General features: G+C 67.9%; 15 protein-coding genes. 4 read left to right on the forward strand and 11 right to left on the reverse strand.

Translation table 11 applies throughout. From position 1 onward, the window contains the following. Nucleotides 1-17 precede the first annotated feature (17 nt). Nucleotides 18-1,373, reverse strand: a complete 1,356-nt coding sequence (rlmD, locus tag ACWJIO_RS02260; protein ID WP_480311115.1) for a 23S rRNA (uracil(1939)-C(5))-methyltransferase RlmD — start codon at nt 1,371-1,373, stop codon at nt 18-20. A 130-nt stretch (nt 1,374-1,503) separates the two neighbouring features. Here rlmD and ACWJIO_RS02265 point away from each other — a divergent pair, with 130 nt between their 5' ends. Continuing rightward, entirely contained in the window at nt 1,504-1,998 is a 495-nt protein-coding gene (locus tag ACWJIO_RS02265; protein WP_480311117.1) for an allophycocyanin, read from the forward strand. Nucleotides 1,999-3,159: 1,161 nt separating this feature from the next. Here the strand turns inward: ACWJIO_RS02265 and ACWJIO_RS02270 are convergent. Both ACWJIO_RS02270 and ACWJIO_RS02275 read right to left on the reverse strand, forming a co-directional pair. Next, nucleotides 3,160-4,407, reverse strand: a complete 1,248-nt coding sequence (locus ACWJIO_RS02270) for a molecular chaperone DnaJ (RefSeq protein ID WP_480311118.1) — start codon at nt 4,405-4,407, stop codon at nt 3,160-3,162. 24 nt (nt 4,408-4,431) lie between these two features. After that, nucleotides 4,432-5,934: a DUF3370 family protein gene (locus tag ACWJIO_RS02275; protein ID WP_480311507.1), complete on the reverse strand. Its 1,503-nt coding sequence runs from the start codon at nt 5,932-5,934 to the stop codon at nt 4,432-4,434. Between the two features lie 363 nt (nt 5,935-6,297). Here ACWJIO_RS02275 and ACWJIO_RS02280 point away from each other — a divergent pair, with 363 nt between their 5' ends. Next, nucleotides 6,298-6,489 (forward strand): sigma factor SigF, encoded by a 192-nt coding sequence (locus tag ACWJIO_RS02280; RefSeq protein ID WP_480311119.1) that lies wholly within the window; start codon nt 6,298-6,300, stop codon nt 6,487-6,489. Here ACWJIO_RS02280 and ACWJIO_RS02285 read toward each other — a convergent pair. From ACWJIO_RS02285 to ACWJIO_RS02305, 5 genes are all read right to left on the reverse strand, one after another. Then, nucleotides 6,437-7,258: a sigma-70 family RNA polymerase sigma factor gene (locus tag ACWJIO_RS02285; protein ID WP_480311121.1), complete on the reverse strand. Its 822-nt coding sequence runs from the start codon at nt 7,256-7,258 to the stop codon at nt 6,437-6,439. The two genes, ACWJIO_RS02280 and ACWJIO_RS02285, sit on opposite strands and share 53 nt — an antisense overlap. A gap of 119 nt (nt 7,259-7,377) precedes the next feature. After that, complete coding sequence (locus tag ACWJIO_RS02290; protein WP_480311122.1) at nt 7,378-8,205, reverse strand: ATP adenylyltransferase family protein; 828 nt, start codon at nt 8,203-8,205, stop codon at nt 7,378-7,380. Then, the gene (locus tag ACWJIO_RS02295; RefSeq protein ID WP_480311123.1) at nt 8,195-9,148 is read right to left on the reverse strand and encodes a SpoIID/LytB domain-containing protein; all 954 of its coding nucleotides are present in this window, start codon (nt 9,146-9,148) and stop codon (nt 8,195-8,197) included. The genes ACWJIO_RS02290 and ACWJIO_RS02295 overlap by 11 nt, the downstream gene beginning before the upstream one ends. Before the next feature lie 26 nt (nt 9,149-9,174). After that, on the reverse strand, nt 9,175-10,074 hold the full coding sequence (locus ACWJIO_RS02300; protein WP_480311124.1) for a PhzF family phenazine biosynthesis protein: 900 nt from the start codon (nt 10,072-10,074) through the stop codon (nt 9,175-9,177). Next, the gene (locus tag ACWJIO_RS02305; protein WP_480311125.1) at nt 10,071-11,027 is read right to left on the reverse strand and encodes an NAD(P)H-dependent glycerol-3-phosphate dehydrogenase; all 957 of its coding nucleotides are present in this window, start codon (nt 11,025-11,027) and stop codon (nt 10,071-10,073) included. The genes ACWJIO_RS02300 and ACWJIO_RS02305 overlap by 4 nt, the downstream gene beginning before the upstream one ends. Nucleotides 11,028-11,110: 83 nt before the next feature. On the opposite strand from ACWJIO_RS02305, the gene ACWJIO_RS02310 reads away from it, so the two are divergent. Continuing rightward, nucleotides 11,111-11,857 (forward strand): SDR family NAD(P)-dependent oxidoreductase, encoded by a 747-nt coding sequence (locus ACWJIO_RS02310; RefSeq protein ID WP_480311126.1) that lies wholly within the window; start codon nt 11,111-11,113, stop codon nt 11,855-11,857. A 20-nt stretch (nt 11,858-11,877) separates the two neighbouring features. On the opposite strand, the gene ACWJIO_RS02315 is transcribed toward ACWJIO_RS02310, so the two are convergent. After that, nucleotides 11,878-12,270 (reverse strand): DUF2237 family protein, encoded by a 393-nt coding sequence (locus ACWJIO_RS02315; protein ID WP_480311127.1) that lies wholly within the window; start codon nt 12,268-12,270, stop codon nt 11,878-11,880. 143 nt (nt 12,271-12,413) lie between these two features. Between ACWJIO_RS02315 and ACWJIO_RS02320 the strand changes: the two genes are divergently transcribed. Next, nucleotides 12,414-12,641, forward strand: a complete 228-nt coding sequence (locus tag ACWJIO_RS02320; protein WP_193814100.1) for a hypothetical protein — start codon at nt 12,414-12,416, stop codon at nt 12,639-12,641. A gap of 44 nt (nt 12,642-12,685) precedes the next feature. On the opposite strand, the gene ACWJIO_RS02325 is transcribed toward ACWJIO_RS02320, so the two are convergent. Beyond that, nucleotides 12,686-12,958 carry a small RNA NsiR4-regulated ssr1528 family protein gene (locus tag ACWJIO_RS02325; RefSeq protein ID WP_193814099.1) on the reverse strand — a complete coding sequence of 91 codons (273 nt, stop codon included), beginning with the start codon at nt 12,956-12,958 and terminating at the stop codon, nt 12,686-12,688. 59 nt (nt 12,959-13,017) lie between these two features. Beyond that, nucleotides 13,018-16,728, reverse strand: coding sequence for a methionine synthase (metH, locus tag ACWJIO_RS02330; protein WP_480311128.1), 3,711 nt, complete (start codon nt 16,726-16,728; stop codon nt 13,018-13,020). Between the last annotated feature and the right edge of the window lie 21 nt (nt 16,729-16,749).

Genomic DNA, 16,749 nt, shown 5'->3' on the forward strand with positions numbered 1-16,749 from the left:
CGACCAAGCCGGCGCCCTCAGCCGTGGGCGGCTGGCTGGGCATCGGATCGGCGCAGCACGGCCAGGGTTTCCACGTGGCTCGTCTGGGGAAAGAAATCCAGCGGTTGCAGCTGATCGAGTGAGAACACCTCACCGTCCAACAGCAGCGCCAGGTCCCGGGCCAGGGTCGCCGGATCGCAGCTGAGGTAGAGGAGGGTGGCGGGAGGCCGGTTGCGCAAGGCCTCCAGCACAGTCGGCTCCAGCCCCTTGCGGGGAGGATCGAGAAACACCGCCTGGCAGCGCTCCAGCCAGGCGGGCAGCAGCTCAGCCACGGCCCCCGCCTCAAAGCTCGCCACGGCCTCAAGGCGATTGGCCGCCGCATTGTGCTCGGCCAGCCGCACCGCCTCGGGATTGCGCTCCAGCCCATGGACGCGCCAGCCGCAGCGCGCCAACGGCAGGCCGAAGGTGCCGATGCCGCAGTAGGCGTCGATCAGCAGGCCGGGCGGCTGGCTGGCCAGGGCGTTCTGCAGCAGGGGCACCACCCGTTCGGCCTGGGGGGTGTTCACCTGAAAGAAGGTGTCGGAAGCGATGCGCAGCTCCAGGCCGGCAAAGCGCTCCACCAGCCAGCTGCGGCCCGCCACCAGCTCCGTGCAGGGGCCCAGCAGGGTGTTGGTGGCCAGGGGCTGCAGGTTGAGCGTCACCCCCACCAGCTCCGGCCAGCGCTTCAGCCAGCGGTCCGCCCAGCGGGGCAGCTGATCCAGCTCAGCGTGGCTGCTCACCAGGGTGAGCAGCAGTTCGCCGGTGTGATGCCCCAGCCGCAGGGCCAGATGGCGCAGACCGCCATCGGCCTCCAGTTCCCGGTCCACCGGCCAACCGGCGTCGCTGAGATCGGCCTTGAGCGGAGCGATCAGGCCATCGAGCCGCGGATCGAGCACCGGGCAGTGGTTCATGTTCACGATCCGGTGGGTGCCGCGGCGGTAGTAGCCCGCCCGCACCAGGCCGTCATCCCGGCGTTCCAGCGGGATGATCGCCCGGTTGCGGTAGCCCAGGCTGGCCGGTGCGGCCACAGCAGGAGCCACGCTGGTCTGCAGCCCCCCCAGGCGTTCCAGGGCCTGCTGCACCCTGCTGCCTTTCCAGGCCAGTTCAGCCCCATCCTCCAGGTGCTGCAGGCTGCAGCCGCCACAGCGCTGGGCCAGGATGCAGGGGGGCTGGCGACGCTCGGGGGATGGCTCGATCACGCCCACCAGCTCAGCGATCCAGTGGCGCTTGGCCCGGTGCACCAGCTGGGCAGCCACCGTCTCGCCGGGCAGGGCGCCGGCCACAAAACAGGCCATGCCATCCACCCGGCCCACGCCCTGGCCGTCATGGGTGAGACCATCCACCCGGAGATCCACCCTTTGACCCATCAGTGCGCCCGTGACCAGGCTCGACCCTAGGCCGTGCAAAGGGGCGTTACACCTTGAGTGCTGATGTCGGCTTGGCGCGCCGGAGTCGATACAGTGACGCCTGCATCTGGTCGCTGCAATGAGCGTCGTTCGGGATCTGATCCTTCAGGCAGACGACCAGCTTCGCTATCCAAGCGGCGGCGAGCTGCGCTCGATGGTGGACTACCTCAGCGGCGGCGCGCGGCGCCTGGCTGTGGTGCGTTCCCTCACCGACAACGAGAAGAAGATCGTTGACGAAGCCGCCAAACAGCTGTTCGGCCGCAAACCCGAGTACGTGGCCCCCGGCGGCAATGCCTACGGCCAGAAGCAGCGGGCCCAGTGCCTGCGCGACTACAGCTGGTACCTGCGACTGGTCACCTATGGAGTGCTGGCCGGTAGCACCGAACTGATCCAGCAGATCGGCCTGGTGGGAGCTCGCGAGATGTACAACAGCCTCGGCGTACCGATGCCAGGCATGGTCGAGGCGATGCGGACCATGAAGGATGCCGCCCTCTCCCTGCTGTCCACCGACCAGGCCGCCCTCGCCGGTCCCTACTTCGACTACCTGATCCAGGGGATGCAGACCCCCACCTGACGCACCGCAGGTTCTGGCTTTTCACCAGGCCACCAATCCACAGCCCCATGGTCCGCGCAGCCCTGCAGGCCATGGGGCTTTCTGCTGGGCACCGTTCGCCCTGCCAGGGGAGGAGGTCGGACATGCAGCACAAAGCTCACACATCCTGGATATGACTCTTAGCTAGACCCGTAATGGGACACAGACGGGATAGGTGGTTCAACCACGGGCGCGAACCAGATCCAGCTCGCCGGGGATCGAGATCTGGCAGGCAGGGCGTTTGCAGCCTCAGAACCTGGACTCCGGCGCCGAGCCACCCACACACCAGGCGACCTTGGATGGCATCGGGGTACTGGCGGATGGGGCTCGCCAGGGCCCATGGCTCAAGCAGGACACTTCCTCCAGGCGGGCTCCAGCAGGATGAACCGCAACGCAAGCTCGATGAACAGTCCAGTGGTCTCATTCTGGTCTCTAGTAGGGTCTAATAGATGGACTCAGGTGGGATCTCTTGGCCTCGCTTGCAGATCGGGCTCACCAGGTCGGATCGCTTTCGAGATCAGCAGCGGCATTGACCTGCGTACCTGCTGTAGACACAGGTACGCAGGTCTCTAAAAGCAAGTAGTAGAAAGCAGCAATGCGTTCGTTTCCCGTTACTGGACAGCCTTGACTGGCCTGGTTGGACAGACATCAGAGCCCTCAGGGGCCACTGATCCGAGCTCTCCTCGAGCCGCCGGCCCAGACCACGGGAACAGGAAGCAGGACAGGCAGTGCGCGAGGCAAGAGCTCATGGCTCAGAAGCCCTCTGGCCTGGTGCCCAGCCGAAAGAGCCCATAGGAGCCACAAGTGAAATCACTGAAAAATCACGGTCTGACTCGTCTTGGAGTAGTCCTATTTCGAGGCCAGGAATGGGTCCTGGCCTGTACAGATGAGACGACTTAGTGCCCCTCGATGGCTTCGCCCATGGCTGAGGCCCAACCGCGGCTTCCCCCTGGGGACGGCGGCTCAACAGGGGCTCTTCCCTGAGCCCATGCGGAGGGCTCCTCGGGACGCCCAGGAGCTCAAATGGGAATGCAGGAATCCCGTCTAGGTCTCGGGGTCGGACCAGTGACAAGACGCGTCTGCGCCTAGAGAGACTTGCTGGCAGACGAATCGTCGGCCTGTTGACTGCTCACAGCCGTGGCATCAGCGGGTGCGGTAGAGCTCTTTGAGCAGTTGATAGGCCTCGTTCAGGCGACGCATCAGGTCTTCCGAGCCACCGGCGTCCGGGTGGTGGGCCAGGGCCATCTCGCGGTAGGCCTCCCGGATCTGGGGCAGAGTGAGGCGTGCGCCGGGATCGGTGGGCAGCTCCAGCAGCTTCAGGGCCCCCAGCAAGGTCATGGTGTGCTCCAGGCTCTGAAACGAGGTGCCGCTGCGGCGCTGGCGGAACCGGTGCACGAAGCGACGGATCAGGGTGGGGATGCGCAGTTCGAGGGTGGCACTGCTGAACGGGTCCTCCAGCACGCCGGCCATCACCATCACCCTGGCGAAACTGGCCGGCCCCTCAGGCCAGGAGGGAGCCACCAGGCGCATCACCGCGCTGCCCAGGGACCAGGTGAACAGGCGCCCCTCGCTCTGGTCGCTCTGGGGCCAGATGTCCTGAGCCATCCACAGCATGGCGGCCTCGAGCACCGGCGCCTGGGCGGGCTGGTCATAGAGCTCCTGCCAGTGCTGATCTGCCCTGGCCAGGGCCAGGTTGAGGCGGTCGCTCGGGACCTGGGGCATCGGCTCCAGCTGGTTGTGCCTCTCCCTGGTCTGGGGATCGAGGCTTCGGCGCAGGTGGTCGCTGCGCCGCTGCACGAAGCCCGGTAGATCGATCCCGCGCGTCGTCCGGCGGGAGCCTGGGCCACCGGATTCAGGCTGGACACCATCCTCCGCCGGGGGTTGGCCACCACGTGAGAGCTCCGAGAGGGGGTCTACCAGCAGTTCCCCAGGCCGGTTGCCCGCCAGCAACACAAGGGCGCCACACTCATCGAAATCGCCATCCTCCTTTGGCTTGGGAGAGGACAAACCTTGCTGCGGTGCAGGCGGTTGGGCCAGGCTCAAGGTGCGCTCGCTCTGGAAGGGCTGGTCCACCGCAGCAGGAGGCACCACACCCGCCTCGGGCCGGAGCTGCTGCGGCGGGGATCGGTGGTCCGCTGGCTGGCCAGCTGATGAGGGCGCTGGCCCCGGAACGTCTGCCCCAAGCTCCAACTGCTGGGGCTCCAGGGACAGCGGACCATAGGGATCGTCTCCATCCCCCTCGGGGCCCAGAAGGTTGTGCAGCAGACGCTCCACCACCGCGCCGCGACTGCGGCAGCCCAATTCCCCTTTCAGGGCATCAATCCTCTGCACCAGCTCAGCTGTGAGACGGAGGCCGATCTGCTTGAAGTCCCTGGGGTCGCTGTCAGCCATGCCGCCCCGAGCCCAGGAGCGAGCTCACCGCTGCATCAGCTCGCGCATGATGCGCCGCTGGGCATCGAGAGCGTCCTGATAGCGATCAAGCAGGGCTGGATTCACCCTCGCGGCGGCCTGCCCCCCTGTCCCAGCAGCACCGGCTGGGCGGGTGACCCGAGGGGCGGGTCTCGCTGCTTGGGGGGGTGGGATCACCAGCCCGGCCGGTGGATTGGCCGCGCGAGGCGGGGCGGCCGGCCTGGCAGGCGGGACGGCCTGGCGGGGTGCGGGGGCCGCAGGCCTGGGGGCAGGTGTGGCCTGGGTCGCCGCTGCCTGGGCCTGATGGCGGGCCTGCACCATGGCGAGCTGGCTGATCGGCACCACGCTCAGCAGGTGACCTGGGGTGGCATCCGCCGGGTAGACGAGGCTGACGCGCACCGGGTAGGCCCCCCCGGGCAGGTTGAGCGTGGCCAGGGAGAGGCTCTCACCGGAGCGCATGCCCACATGCACTTCCTGCAGGCCTTCCGGCGTGCGGATCTGGATCGATCCACGGAAGGCGGTGAAGGTGTTCACACCCGGCAGGTAGGGATGACTCAGCACCAGCTCGTAGGGACCGGAGCCCCGCAGGTCGAGATCCACATCGAAGCGAACCCCGTAGGTGCCCACGTTGTCCAGCGAAGAATCAATCATGCGGGTGGCCAGCTGATTCACCTGCACGTCCCTGGTGCCGAAGTGGTGACGATCAGTGCTGGTGAGGGGCACATGCAGGGGGCCTTCCCGGCTCAGGTCATGCTTTATTGAGGCTTGGTATTCGTCGCCCAGGGCGACACCGCCCACCCGGGAGAACACGCGCCGGTTCTTGATCGCCGCGATCTGGTTGAGGTAGACCCGGCCTGGCGCCAGCCGTCGCTGATCGAGAACCCTCACCATGTCAGCATCGCTGAACGGATTACTGGCAGCAACCACGGCCATCTGGAAAGGTCCATTGCTGTGTCCCCGCAGCAGGGCATTGGCAATCCCCAGGGCGGGGAGCTGGGTGCGGAACAGCACCACACGGCTGCGGGGAGGGATGGTGATCGCCTCACTGAGGTTTCGGTCAAGATTGCCGCGCAACATCTGCACCGCTGTGGCGTCTCCGGGGCCGGTATTCCAGGGCCGAACCCCAAGGGGTTTGACTCCCATCAGGTTGTTGGCGAGATAGGGGGCCTGGAAGCTGTTGCGCACAGAGCCACGATCAAAATTGATCTGTACCGACCGTTGGCCCGGGTTGATCAGGATGAGGCCCAGGGTGAGTTCAGTGCGGCGCTCACCGGGGCGGATTTGTTTGCGGTAATCAGGAAAATACTTGTGATGCATGTGCACCCCGAAATCACCGTTGAAGGTGAACTCGGCATTCTTCAGGGCTGCGCCGTTTTCAGCCGCATAGCTGATGCCGGGCTCGGTGGTGATCAGGATCCCCGGACCCTCCACCTCCTCGGGCTGATTGGAGTGCAGCACTGGAACGGCGTTGAAGGTGCCATTGAGCGCCTTGGCCCGCTGCCCGGCCATCAGGGCCACGGCCGCGTAGGCGGGCTGGGACGGCACGCCAACTGTGGCGACAGCCACCACCAGGGCCACGCGACAGAGGCCGCCTGGATTGGGCAACAGCCAGGGAGCAACCAACGATCTCAATCGTCTAAGGGGGGTGAGTGCTGTGATGCGGTGAGCCTGGTCAGGTGGGTGCTGCGGCTGATTCCGTCTCAGAGCGGAAGCCGCACAGGGAGCCGTCAGGCACTCGAGGACGAGGTGAGGTCGTCCACGGAGCTGCACCGGAGCGCAGGAACCGAGAACACCTTACTGGAGACTCCATCAGCGACCCGCTCTCAGGCGGGCCCTCTCATCGCTAGAACCTTGGTCTACGACTCCAATCCCATGTTTCCCCCCTTCGGTTGCTGTGGCCTTGGTGAGGCCGCCGACGATGGTCTCCGCCGCCACCAGGAGCGCAAGCTGCGCATGCTGCGGTTCTGGCGCGATGGGATCGAGCGCCAGCTGGCGGCGGTGAGCGCGGCGATCAGCACCCTGGAACAGCAGATGCAGCGGGATGCCGCTGAGCCTCAGGGCTGAGCAACCAGTGGCGCAGCTCGGCAAGCCCCTTACGCAGCCGGCGTTGCACGGTCATGGGGCTGACCTGCAGAGCGGCTGCCGTTCGCCTGTAGCTCCACCCGCCCAGGATCACCTTTTCCACCACCAGCCTCAGGGGCTCCTCCAACCGTGCCAGCAGGGCTGATGGGGCCTCGTCGTCGGCGCTGGCCCGAACGGCCTCGCCATCGTCGCGGCAGTCGATGCCATGGTCCTGGTCCAACTGCAGCGCCTCCAGTGACGGCAGACGCACCAGCCGCTCGGCCGCCATCAGCTGCTGCCAGCGCTCCAGGCTCAGACCCAGCTGGTGGCGCAGCTCCTCATCGGTGGCTGGCCGGTGGTGACGGACAACCCACTGGCCCCGCAGTCTGGAGAGCTGCTGGCGCTGTTCATCAAGGCGCCGCGGCAGCCGGATCGGCAGGGCCACATCGCGGAGGTAGTGAAGCAGGGCCCCACGAATGTGGGGCCGGGCAAAGGCCTCAAAGGGCGTGGCCATGGCGGGCCGGTAGAGCTCCGCAGCCCGCAACAGGCCCATCAGCCCCACCTGAATCAGATCATCGAGGGGCTCAGGGGAGCGGAGGTGGTAGTGCAGGGCAATGGGCCTCACCAGGGCCCTGTACTGCTCCACCCGGCGGTTGCGGGCCGCGATCCCGGTGGTGCTGTCCTTGGGAGAGGCTGGACGGTTGGAGCGGACTTGGCGGGCTGGTGCGAGGCCAGCGGGGCCGTTGGGAAAGGTGGATGTAGAGGTCGTCATAGAAGGGTGCCATCGAAGCAGTGGCTGAGAGCAACCCCGTGGGGCTGCCTTGTTTCCAGCGACGCCCATCCCCCGGCGACCTGACAACCGTGAAACCACTGAATCTGAGGCCCAGCGCCTCAGAGCGGCGTCGCCACCCGCCGCAGCAGCTCCCAGGGGCCGTGGCCCAGCAGCCAGTCGAGATCGGAGCGCTTCGTGGCCAGCAGATAGCCGGCGAAGCCCAGCCCATTGACGCTGTAGCCGGCGCAGTGCTCCTGCTCCCGCCGCACCGTCAGAAACCACTCATCATCGAAGAGCAGGTTGTAGGGATGGCGTGGTTTGGGGTCCCGCTGGGGGTCACCCAGGCCCAGCTCTTCGGCATGGCGCCGGTAGAGCGCCTCCAACTCCGAAGGATCGTGGGGACACTGGCGGGGGCTGAGCCGGTAGCGCCAGGGCCAGGGCGGGCTCTGCTGGCGGAGCTGGCTGCGGAACGCCTCCACCAAGGGGCAACTGGCTTCGTCAGCGTGGCGGGGCAGCAGCTGCAGATGGCGATGGGGTTGGCTGGCGCCCGCGGCGGCGCAGCTGTTGAAGAACCAGAAGCCCGCTGTATCCGCGGCCAGGTAAGCCACCGCCTGCCAATCAGCCAGGGCGATCCAGCCCGCCTGGGGGGCCCAGTGCTGGGTGATCACCAGCAGGTGGCCGGGCTGAACAGGGAACTTGTTGAGCAGAAGCACGTGGCTGTGGCCCAGTCGCTCCACCTCCAGCGCCCGATCCCAGGGCAGGAACGGGTTGGGACGGGGCCCCTCCCGGCGCAGGTGCTTGGGGGTGGCGCTCAGCAGCCGGCGCAGCACGAAGGGCTGCAGCTCGGGCCGGGCCACCACCGCCGTGCGCAGGGGCACCAGATCACCACTGGCCCTGGCGGCCTGGGAGATCTCCAGCGCCGCTTTCCAGAGCCGTTCAACCCGCACCGGCCTTCAGACGCGCCAGGGAGGCCCCCTGGTAGTAGTGGCCGAGGATCTGGTTGTAGAGGTAACCCTGCTTGGCGAGATCCTGGGCGCCGTGCTGGCTCATGCTGGCGCCGAGATGGCCGTGGGCTTCCAGGGTGATCTGCCGGTTGGCGGCATAGAGGCTCTCCACGATCGCGCCCTGGTAGCTCAGGATCAGCCCTGCGGTGGAGGCCGTGGCCTGGCGGGTCGGCTCGCTGACACTGGCCATGCCCCGGTAGGCCTGCCAGCGGGTGGTGTCGCCCAGGTGCCAGTGCCGATCAGCGGGCCTGGCCATGTGGGCCAGGGCATAGGAGCGGGCCGCCACCGCCTGGGCGCGCAGGGCCTCGGGCGACCAGCTGCTGGGCATCTCCGCCCCCACCACCGAGGTGATGTAGGTCTCGAGGGGGAGGTGGTTCACCAGCCGCAGCTGGCCTTCCTGCTGGATCAGCCGGATGCGGCCGGCATAGGGCTGGCCGTTCACCAACAAGGCATCACCGCTGGTCTGGAACCAGGCTTCAGACACGGCCTGCAGCACACCGGAGAGACGAACCATCCCGCCGGCGCCCCCCTGCTGGAGCACGACCCCGTCGCGGCTGACCAACTGCCAGGGCCCCCTGGCCGAAAGGCTGGGGCTGGTGCCGGCCCGCAATAGGGCCACGCGGATCTCGAGGTCGACCGGTGCCGTGGCTGCAGGCTCTGCCAGACCCAAAGAAGGAGCTTCGGGACGTGTCAATGACTCAACCCTCCGGGCTTCAAGGCTGCGTAGCTGGTCGGCGGCCGCCTCCGTATCCTGGGCCGGCGGCGGCACGGCCATCAGCGTGTCGAGCAGCTCACCCTGAACGCTGCCATAGGACTGGGGCGCCAGGGTCTGGGCGGCAAAGCCCGTGGCCACGGCCACGACGGCCAGGGGCGTGGCCACCAGCATCTGACGGGTGAAGGGGCTGTTCAGCCTCAGCCCCAGGGGCCAGGCCAGCCGTCTCCAGGGCCGAGATGCACGTGTCCGTCCCACAGGAGATGCCCCGATCCGCTCAAGCGGATCATGCCTGAAAACGCGTCTTCGCACACCATCCCACCGGGCCTGGGGGAACACTGCCAGCCCGCCACCTTGGCCAGCCCCAGCTGCTGCAGCCACCAGGGAGCCACCAGCGCGTGGGCTGAGCCCGTCACGGGATCTTCATCGATGCCGAGCCCCGGCGCCAGAAAACGCAACTGGTAGCGGCAGGTCTCGTCGAGCACCGCCGGCGCCGGCGGCCCCGCAGCAGCGATCGGCTGCATCAGCACGAGCCCCTGGCGTTGGCCGGACGGAACGGCGCTGGCCGGCAGAGCGGCCGAGGCCAGGGGGGCGGAGGCCGGCAGCAGCACCACCGTGTAGCCCAGGGGTGAGGTCCAGTAGCCCTCGGCACCGCAGCCCAGCCAGGCGCTCACCAGGGCGCCCAGGTCCTGGGGCAGCGGGGCAGGCACCAGGCCACTGCTGGGCAGTACGATCCAACCGGCGCCGAGGCCGGCCGCCGTCGTTGCAGGGCTGGCGAGCAGCCTGGCCTCCAGGGGGCCGCTGCGGCTGTGGAAGCGCAGCGTCGAGCCTGGCACCACCAGCCCCCAGTGCCCCAGGGCGAGCAGCGCCGCCAAGGTGGCATGGCCGCAGAGGGCCACCTCACAGGTGGGCGTGAACCAGCGGAGCTGCCAGTTCTGCTCGTACTTCCAGAGGAAGGCGGTCTCCGATTGGTTGAGGCTGCGGGCCAGCCCCTGCAGGCAGCTGTCCGGCAGGGGCTGATTGACCAGCACCACAGCCGCGCCGTTGCCGCTGCAGGGCCCCGAGGCAAAGGCCTCCACCAGCACCGCGGCAAGCTTCATGGCTGCGCTTGCGCCTGGGGCTGGGGCTGCAGCAGCCCCTGGGCCTCGGGACGCAGCTGCCGCTGCATCAACGCCTGGGCCGCCTGCAACGGACTGCAGCGGCCATCCAGCAGGGCCACCACCTGGGCCGTGATCGGCAGCTGCCAGCCATGGCGCTGCGCCAGCACCAGGGCCGCCCGCGCCGTGCGCAGGCCCTCCACCGTGGCACCGATGCTGCGCTCCACTTCCGCCGGGGCCAGCCCCTCCGAGAGCAGCCGGCCACTGCGGTAGTTCCGACTGAGATCGCTGCTGGCCGTGGCCATCAGATCGCCGAGGCCGGCAAGGCCATAGAGCGTGGCGGGCTGGCCGCCGAGACCGGCGAGCACCACGCCGATCTCGGCCAGGCCTCGCGTCAGCAGGGCCGCCCGGGCGTTGGCTCCCAGGGCGAGGCCGTCGGCGACGCCGGCCGCCACAGCGATCACGTTCTTGAGTGCCCCCGCCACTTCGGTGCCGATCGGATCGGGATTCGTGTACAGGCGCAGGGTGCTGCTGCTGAGCGCGGCCTGCAACCGCTGGGCCAGGGGCAGATCGTCGCTGGCGAGTACGGCGGCTGCGGGCAGGCCCTGACGCAGTTCCGCTGCCAGGTTGGGGCCGCTCAGCACCAGCAGGGGCACCGGGCCGAGCTGGCGGCGCCAGAGCTGGCTCGGGGTGGCCAGGAGGTCCAGGTCGAGGCCCTTGGTGCAGCTCAGCAGCGGCGTGCCTGAGGGCCAGTGGGGGCCGAGCCGCCGGGCCAGGGCGTCGATGCCGGCCATCGCCACGGCCGCCACCACCAGGTCTGCCCCCGGCAGCACGCCGGCGGGGGTCACACCATCACGCCGGGACCAGTTGCTGAGACTGTGGCCCTGTTGCTGCCACAGCTCGGCCAGGGTCTGGCCCCAGGCTCCGCGGCCGAGCACGGCGATGCGAAGGGGCATGGGGCAACGCAGCGATGGAACCGTCAAGGTTGGCACCATGGGCCCCGGGAGGATCCCCCCGGCCCGCCTTCCCCTCTGCCGCCATGGCCGCCGCCGAATCCGTCTTCCACTCCTGGCATGGTCGGGCCCTGGTGGTGGGCTGCGGCGGCATCGGCCAGGCCCTGCTGCGGGAGCTGGCCCGCCGCGCCCCTTGCCTGGAGTTGCTGGGGGCGTCCCGGCGCGACTTCAGGCAGGCTGGGCCTGCCGTGGGCTGGCTGCCGGTGGATGTGACCAGCGATCACAGCCTGCAGCAGCTGAGCCAGAACCTGGCCCAGGGGCCTCCCCTGCGGCTCGTGCTCAACAGCACCGGGCTGCTGCACGACGCCGAGCTGCAGCCCGAGAAGCGGCTGGCCCAGCTGAGCCGCAAGGCCCTGGAGCGAAGCTTCGCCGTGAACGCCTTCGCCCCGATCCTGCTGGCCCAGACGATCGAGCCTTTCCTGCCGAGGCAGGAGCCGTTTCATCTGGCCAGCCTGTCCGCCCGGGTGGGCAGCATCGGCGACAACGGCCTGGGGGGCTGGTATGGCTACCGGGCGGCCAAGGCAGCCCAGAACCAGCTGTTGCGCACCCTGGCGCTGGAATGGCGTCGGCGCCTCCCCCTCGGCTGCGTCAGCCTGCTGCACCCCGGCACCACCGCCACGGCCCTCTCCGGGCCCTTTCAGGCCAACGTGCCCCCCGGTCAGCTGTTCAGCCCCGAACGGGCTGCTGGTCACCTGCTCGATGTGCTCGAGGGGCTCGGACCGGAGCAGAGCGGCCGTTTCTGGGCCTGGGACGGAACGCCGATCCCCTGGTAGCGAGGACGGCTGGGGCCAGCTCAGGCGGCGTTCTGGCGCAGCACCTCCAGGGGAATCACCTCCAGGGTGCTGGCCTCGGTGGCCTGGAGCCGTACTGGTGGGGCCATGCCGTCCTCGTAGGCCTCCAGCCAGCGCGGTGCGCAGACGCACCAGTGGTCGCCGGGGCGCAGGCCGGGGAAGCCGTACTGCGGCGCCGGAGTGCTGAGGTCATTGCCCTGGGCCCGGCTGTAGCTGAGAAAGGCCTCGTTGACCACACAACAAACGGTATGGCGGCCCAGGTCGGCGCCGTTGGTGCGGCAGTTGCCGTCGCGGAACCAGCCGGTCATCGGCTCACAGCTGCACAGCTCCAGGGGATCCCCGAGCACGTTCTGGTCGGCCACCGGCCTGGCACTGGTCTGGGTCACGTGGTCCAAACAGACTCTGCTGGCCAGTCTGGCGAATGTGACGGACTGCCCGCCATCTCGGCAAAGTTCGGCCAGATGGTTGACGGATTCCGGGGGGGAGGCGTTAAAGGTCGGAGAGCGCGATCCAACCGTCGTTCTGTGCGCCCCCCTACATGAGCTGGGAATTCACCGAAGATGCGGCCTTCCTGGCCCTCTGCGATGCCTACAAAGAAAGTGGTGAACCGTCTGCCATGGAGTTCCTGGCCCATGGCGAGGGGGCGTTCCACTTCCAGGAGCTCACCCAGAACGCTGCTGGGGAGGGCCTCGACCTCAGCGACTCCTCCGACCTGGAGGAGTTCCAGCAGGAGGTGATCGACAGCCTCGAGGAGATGTGCAGCTGAGGCCGGAGCCCAGCACCGGCGCTCAGCCTCGCCGGCTGTTGTGATCAGGCGTAGAAGAAGGCGATCTCCTTGGCCTTGAGCCCCTCCCAACCGGCCGCCTTGAGGCGGGCGTCCAGGCTGGCCTGGTCCAGATGCTTGGAGCCGGTCTTGACCACCCGGTTGCGCATCGATTTGGTCACGCCGCTGCGGGCCCGGCGGCTTTCGAGCTCCATCACCTCGGTGTAGAGGCTGAGCATGCCTGCGGGGATGGGTGAACCGTCCAGGTCCACTCCCGCCTGGATGGCGGCATCGACACCATCAGGACCGGCAATCGCCATGACAACTCCAGGGAGGAGGCCCCAGGCTAAGGGTCCTCCAGCTGCCGGCTGGCAGGCCTTCAGGCACTGAAGTAGCGGGCTTTGCTGTGCAGGGCCACCAAGGCCGTGGTGCTCTGCTCGGGCTCCAGCTGGTCGCTCTCGTCCATGCTCAGCCCGATGCGCTCGGCGCCGAGCCACTCCAGTTGCTGGCGCGAGTCAGCCACGTTCGGGCAGGCCGGGTAGCCGAAGGAGTAGCGGCTGCCCCGGTAGCGCTGGGCCAGCACGTCGCGCAGCGCCTTGGGCTCCTGGGCCGCGAAGCCCAGCTCCCGGCGGATGCGAGCGTGGAGCCACTCCGCGAGCGCCTCGGCCATCTGCACACCCAGGCCGTGGAAGTAGAGGTAGTCGGTGTAGTGATCGGCCGCGAACAGCTCCCGGGCAAACTGGCTGGCCCGCTCGCCCATGGTCACCGCCTGCATCGGCATCACGTCGGTGGCCACAAGCTCGCCTGCGGGGCCGCTGGCCAGATCGCGGTAGAAGTCGGCGATGCAGTAGCGGTTGCCGCCACGCTGGCGAGGCAGCGCGAAACGCCCCAGCTGCCGGCCGGGGTTCTCGGGGTCGAACAGCAGCACGGCATTGCCCTCGCGGCCGCAGGGGAAGTAGCCATAGGCCACCCGGGGAGTGAGCAGCTGCTCCTCGAGGCAGCGCTGCTGCCACTGCTGCAGCACCGGCTCCGCCTTGGCGACCAACATGGCCTCGTAATCCTCGCGGCTCTGCTGCTGGGTCTTGCGCAGCTGCCACTGGCCGGCAAAGAGGGCGTTGCGATCGAGATAGGCGAACACCTCGTGCAGGGGGATCTCGGCCTCGCTGAGCACGCGGCTGCCCCAGAACGGTGGCTCCAGCGCCGGCTCCTCCGACACGTTGTCGGAGCGGTGATCGTTGGGGCCGGCCTGGGCTTTCTGAGCGGCTTCGGGCGGAGCCGTCTCGGCGCCTGCCTCCTCCCCGTCCTCTGGCCCGGGGCCGGGGCTGGCGACGGCCTCCGCTGCGGGGCCATCACTGAGGCCCACGCCCTCCGGGGTGCCGTTGAGAAACCCCTGGTGGTCGTCCCAGGCCTCAGCCGCCTTCGCCTCCATCAGGGCGTCCATGAAGCGCAGATCGGCAAAGGCATCACGGCCGTACACCACTTGGCCCGCGTAGGTGGAGCGGCAGTCGCCGTGCACGAAGCGGGGCGTCAGCGCCGCGCCGCCGAGAATCACCGGGGCGGTGATGCCCACCTCATTGAAGGCCGCCAGATTGTCCTTCATGAAGGCGGTGGACTTCACCAGCAGGCCACTCATGGCGATGCAGTCGGCCTGGTGCTTCTGCTGGGCTTCGATGATGGCATCACAGCTCTGCTTGATACCCAGATTGATCACTTCGTAGCCATTGTTTGTGAGGATGATATCAACGAGATTCTTGCCGATGTCGTGCACATCGCCCTTCACGGTGGCGATCAGAAACTTGCCCTTGCTGGAGCTCTCGCCCTCGAGCCGCTCCATGTGGGGCTCCAGGGTGGCCACGGCAGCTTTCATGGTTTCGGCGCTCTGCAGCACAAACGGCAGTTGCATCTGTCCGGAGCCGAACAGCTCGCCCACCACCTTCATGCCATCGAGCAGAAAGGTGTTGACGATGTGCAGGGCCGGGTAACGCTGCAGGGCCTCTTCAAGCGAGCCCTCCAGCCCGATGCGCTCGCCATCGATGATGTGCTGCTTGAGCCGCTCTTCCACCGGCAGATCAGCCAGGGAGGGGCCTGAGGCACGGGCCTCCTTGGCGCTGACTCCTTCAAACAGTGTGGTGAGCTCTGTGAGGGGGTCGTAGGTGCAGATGGCCCCCGGCTGATCGCTGTCGAAGCGGCGGTTGTCGTAGATCAGATCACGGCACACCTGCTGGTGCTCCTCACTGATCCTGACCAGCGGCAGGATCTTGGCCGGGCTCACGATGGCCGCATCCATTCCCGCCTGACAGCACTCGTGGAGGAACACCGAGTTCAACACAATGCGGGAAGCTGGTGAGAGGCCAAAGCTCACATTGCTGACGCCGAGCACCACGTGCACACCCGGCAGATTGTCGCGGATCATCCGGATCGACTCCACCGTGGCCATGGCATTGGCCCGGTCTTCCTCGATGCCCGTGGAGATGGGCAAGGCCAGGGTGTCGTAGAAGATCTCGTGGGCTGGAATTCCGAATTCAACAGCATCCCGATAAGCCCGCTGGGCGATCGCGAACTTGCGCTGCGCCGTGCGGGCCATGCCCTCCTCATCGATCGTGCCCACCACCACACCGGCCCCGTACTGTCGGGCCAGTTCAAGCACCTTGAAGAAGCGTTCATCGCCGTCTTCGTAGTTGGTGGAGTTGAGGATGCATTTACCACCGGCCACCTTCAGGCCCGCCTCCATCTTCTGCCACTCGGTGGAATCGAGCATCAGCGGCAGGTTCACATTGGTCACCAGACGGCTCACCAGGTCGTGCATGTCGCGCACGCCATCGCGGCCCACATAGTCCACGTTCACGTCGAGCACGTGGGCGTTCTCCTTTACCTGACCCCGTGCCACGGCCACCAGGCCGTCCCAGTCCTCATCGGCCAGCAGCTCACGCACCTTCTTGCTGCCGCTGGCATTGAGGCGTTCGCCGATGATCAGGAAGGAATTGTCCTGGTGATAAGGCGTGGTGCCGTAGATCGAGGCCGCCGCCGGCTCCACCTGCAGCAGCGGCCGCGCGTGGCGGGTTTCGGGGGTGCGCACGGCCCGCGGCGCCGGCCTGAGGCTGGCCGCCATCTCCGTGAGGGCGCCGATGTGGGCCGGGGTGGTGCCGCAGCAGCCGCCGATCACCTGCACGCCCAGATCTTCGACGAAGTGCATCAGCTGCATCGTCATCTCCACCGGCGTCAGCCGGTAGTGGGCCACGCCGCCCACGTTCTCCGGCAGGCCCGCGTTCGGGATGCAGCTCACCACGAAGGGACTGTGGGCGCTGAGGTAGCGGATGTGCTCCTTCATCTGCTCCGGCCCGGTGGCGCAGTTGAGGCCCAGCACATCGATCGGGAACGGCTCCAGGATCGCCACCACAGCGGCGATGTCGGAGCCCACCAGCATGGTGCCAGTGGTTTCCATGGTGACGCTCACCATCAGTGGCCGGCGCTCACCGGTGCGCTCGAAGGCCACCTCGATGCCCTGCAGGGCGGCCTTGATCTGCAGCACGTCCTGGCAGGTCTCCACGATGAAGAGATCCACATCGCCGGCCAGCAATCCCTCGGCCTGCTCGGCGAAGGAGGCCTTCATGGCGTCGAAGTCCACATGGCCCAGGGTGGGCAGCTTGGTGGTGGGGCCCATGGAGCCGGCCACGAAGCGGGGCTTGTCGGCGGTGCTGTAGGCGTCGGCCACCTCGCGGGCCAGTTCGGCGGCGCGCTTGTTCAGCGCAAAGGCCTGGTCGGCGATGTCGTATTCGGCCAGCACCAGGGAGGTGGCCCCAAAGGTGTCGGTTTCGATCACATCGGCGCCCACCTCCAGGAACTGCCGGTGCACGGCCTGCACCGCATCGGGACGCGTCAGCACCAGATACTCGTTGCAGCCCTCCAGGGCGGCACCGCCGAAGTCCTCGGCCGTGAGGTCCATCTGCTGCAGCGAGGTGCCCGTGGCGCCGTCGAACACCAGCACCGGCCGCTCGGGAGCGTGCAGGCGCTCGAGGAAGCCCAGGCGCTGGGGCTTTGAGCCGGCCGAGGGGGCCGAGGCGGACGGGCTCGATGACAGAGCTGGGGTCATGGCGTCGGGGTGATGGCTGGG

The organism is Paraciimarium castrense LEGE 11436 (assembly GCF_056633055.1).

What these genes read in the sequence shown, in the direction of transcription:
- ACWJIO_RS02265 (WP_480311117.1), top strand. Translation starts at nt 1,504, where the DNA reads ATGAGCGTCGTTCGGGATCTGATCCTTCAGGCAGACGACCAGCTTCGC.
- ACWJIO_RS02270 (WP_480311118.1), bottom strand. Translation starts at nt 4,407, where the DNA reads ATGGCTGACAGCGACCCCAGGGACTTCAAGCAGATCGGCCTCCGTCTC.
- ACWJIO_RS02275 (WP_480311507.1), bottom strand. Translation starts at nt 5,934, where the DNA reads ATGGCCGGGCAGCGGGCCAAGGCGCTCAATGGCACCTTCAACGCCGTT.
- ACWJIO_RS02280 (WP_480311119.1), top strand. Translation starts at nt 6,298, where the DNA reads ATGTTTCCCCCCTTCGGTTGCTGTGGCCTTGGTGAGGCCGCCGACGAT.
- ACWJIO_RS02285 (WP_480311121.1), bottom strand. Translation starts at nt 7,258, where the DNA reads ATGACGACCTCTACATCCACCTTTCCCAACGGCCCCGCTGGCCTCGCA.
- ACWJIO_RS02295 (WP_480311123.1), bottom strand. Translation starts at nt 9,148, where the DNA reads ATGCTGGTGGCCACGCCCCTGGCCGTCGTGGCCGTGGCCACGGGCTTT.
- ACWJIO_RS02300 (WP_480311124.1), bottom strand. Translation starts at nt 10,074, where the DNA reads ATGAAGCTTGCCGCGGTGCTGGTGGAGGCCTTTGCCTCGGGGCCCTGC.
- ACWJIO_RS02305 (WP_480311125.1), bottom strand. Translation starts at nt 11,027, where the DNA reads ATGCCCCTTCGCATCGCCGTGCTCGGCCGCGGAGCCTGGGGCCAGACC.
- ACWJIO_RS02310 (WP_480311126.1), top strand. Translation starts at nt 11,111, where the DNA reads ATGGCCGCCGCCGAATCCGTCTTCCACTCCTGGCATGGTCGGGCCCTG.
- ACWJIO_RS02320 (WP_193814100.1), top strand. Translation starts at nt 12,414, where the DNA reads ATGAGCTGGGAATTCACCGAAGATGCGGCCTTCCTGGCCCTCTGCGAT.
- ACWJIO_RS02325 (WP_193814099.1), bottom strand. Translation starts at nt 12,958, where the DNA reads ATGGCGATTGCCGGTCCTGATGGTGTCGATGCCGCCATCCAGGCGGGA.
- metH (WP_480311128.1), bottom strand. Translation starts at nt 16,728, where the DNA reads ATGACCCCAGCTCTGTCATCGAGCCCGTCCGCCTCGGCCCCCTCGGCC.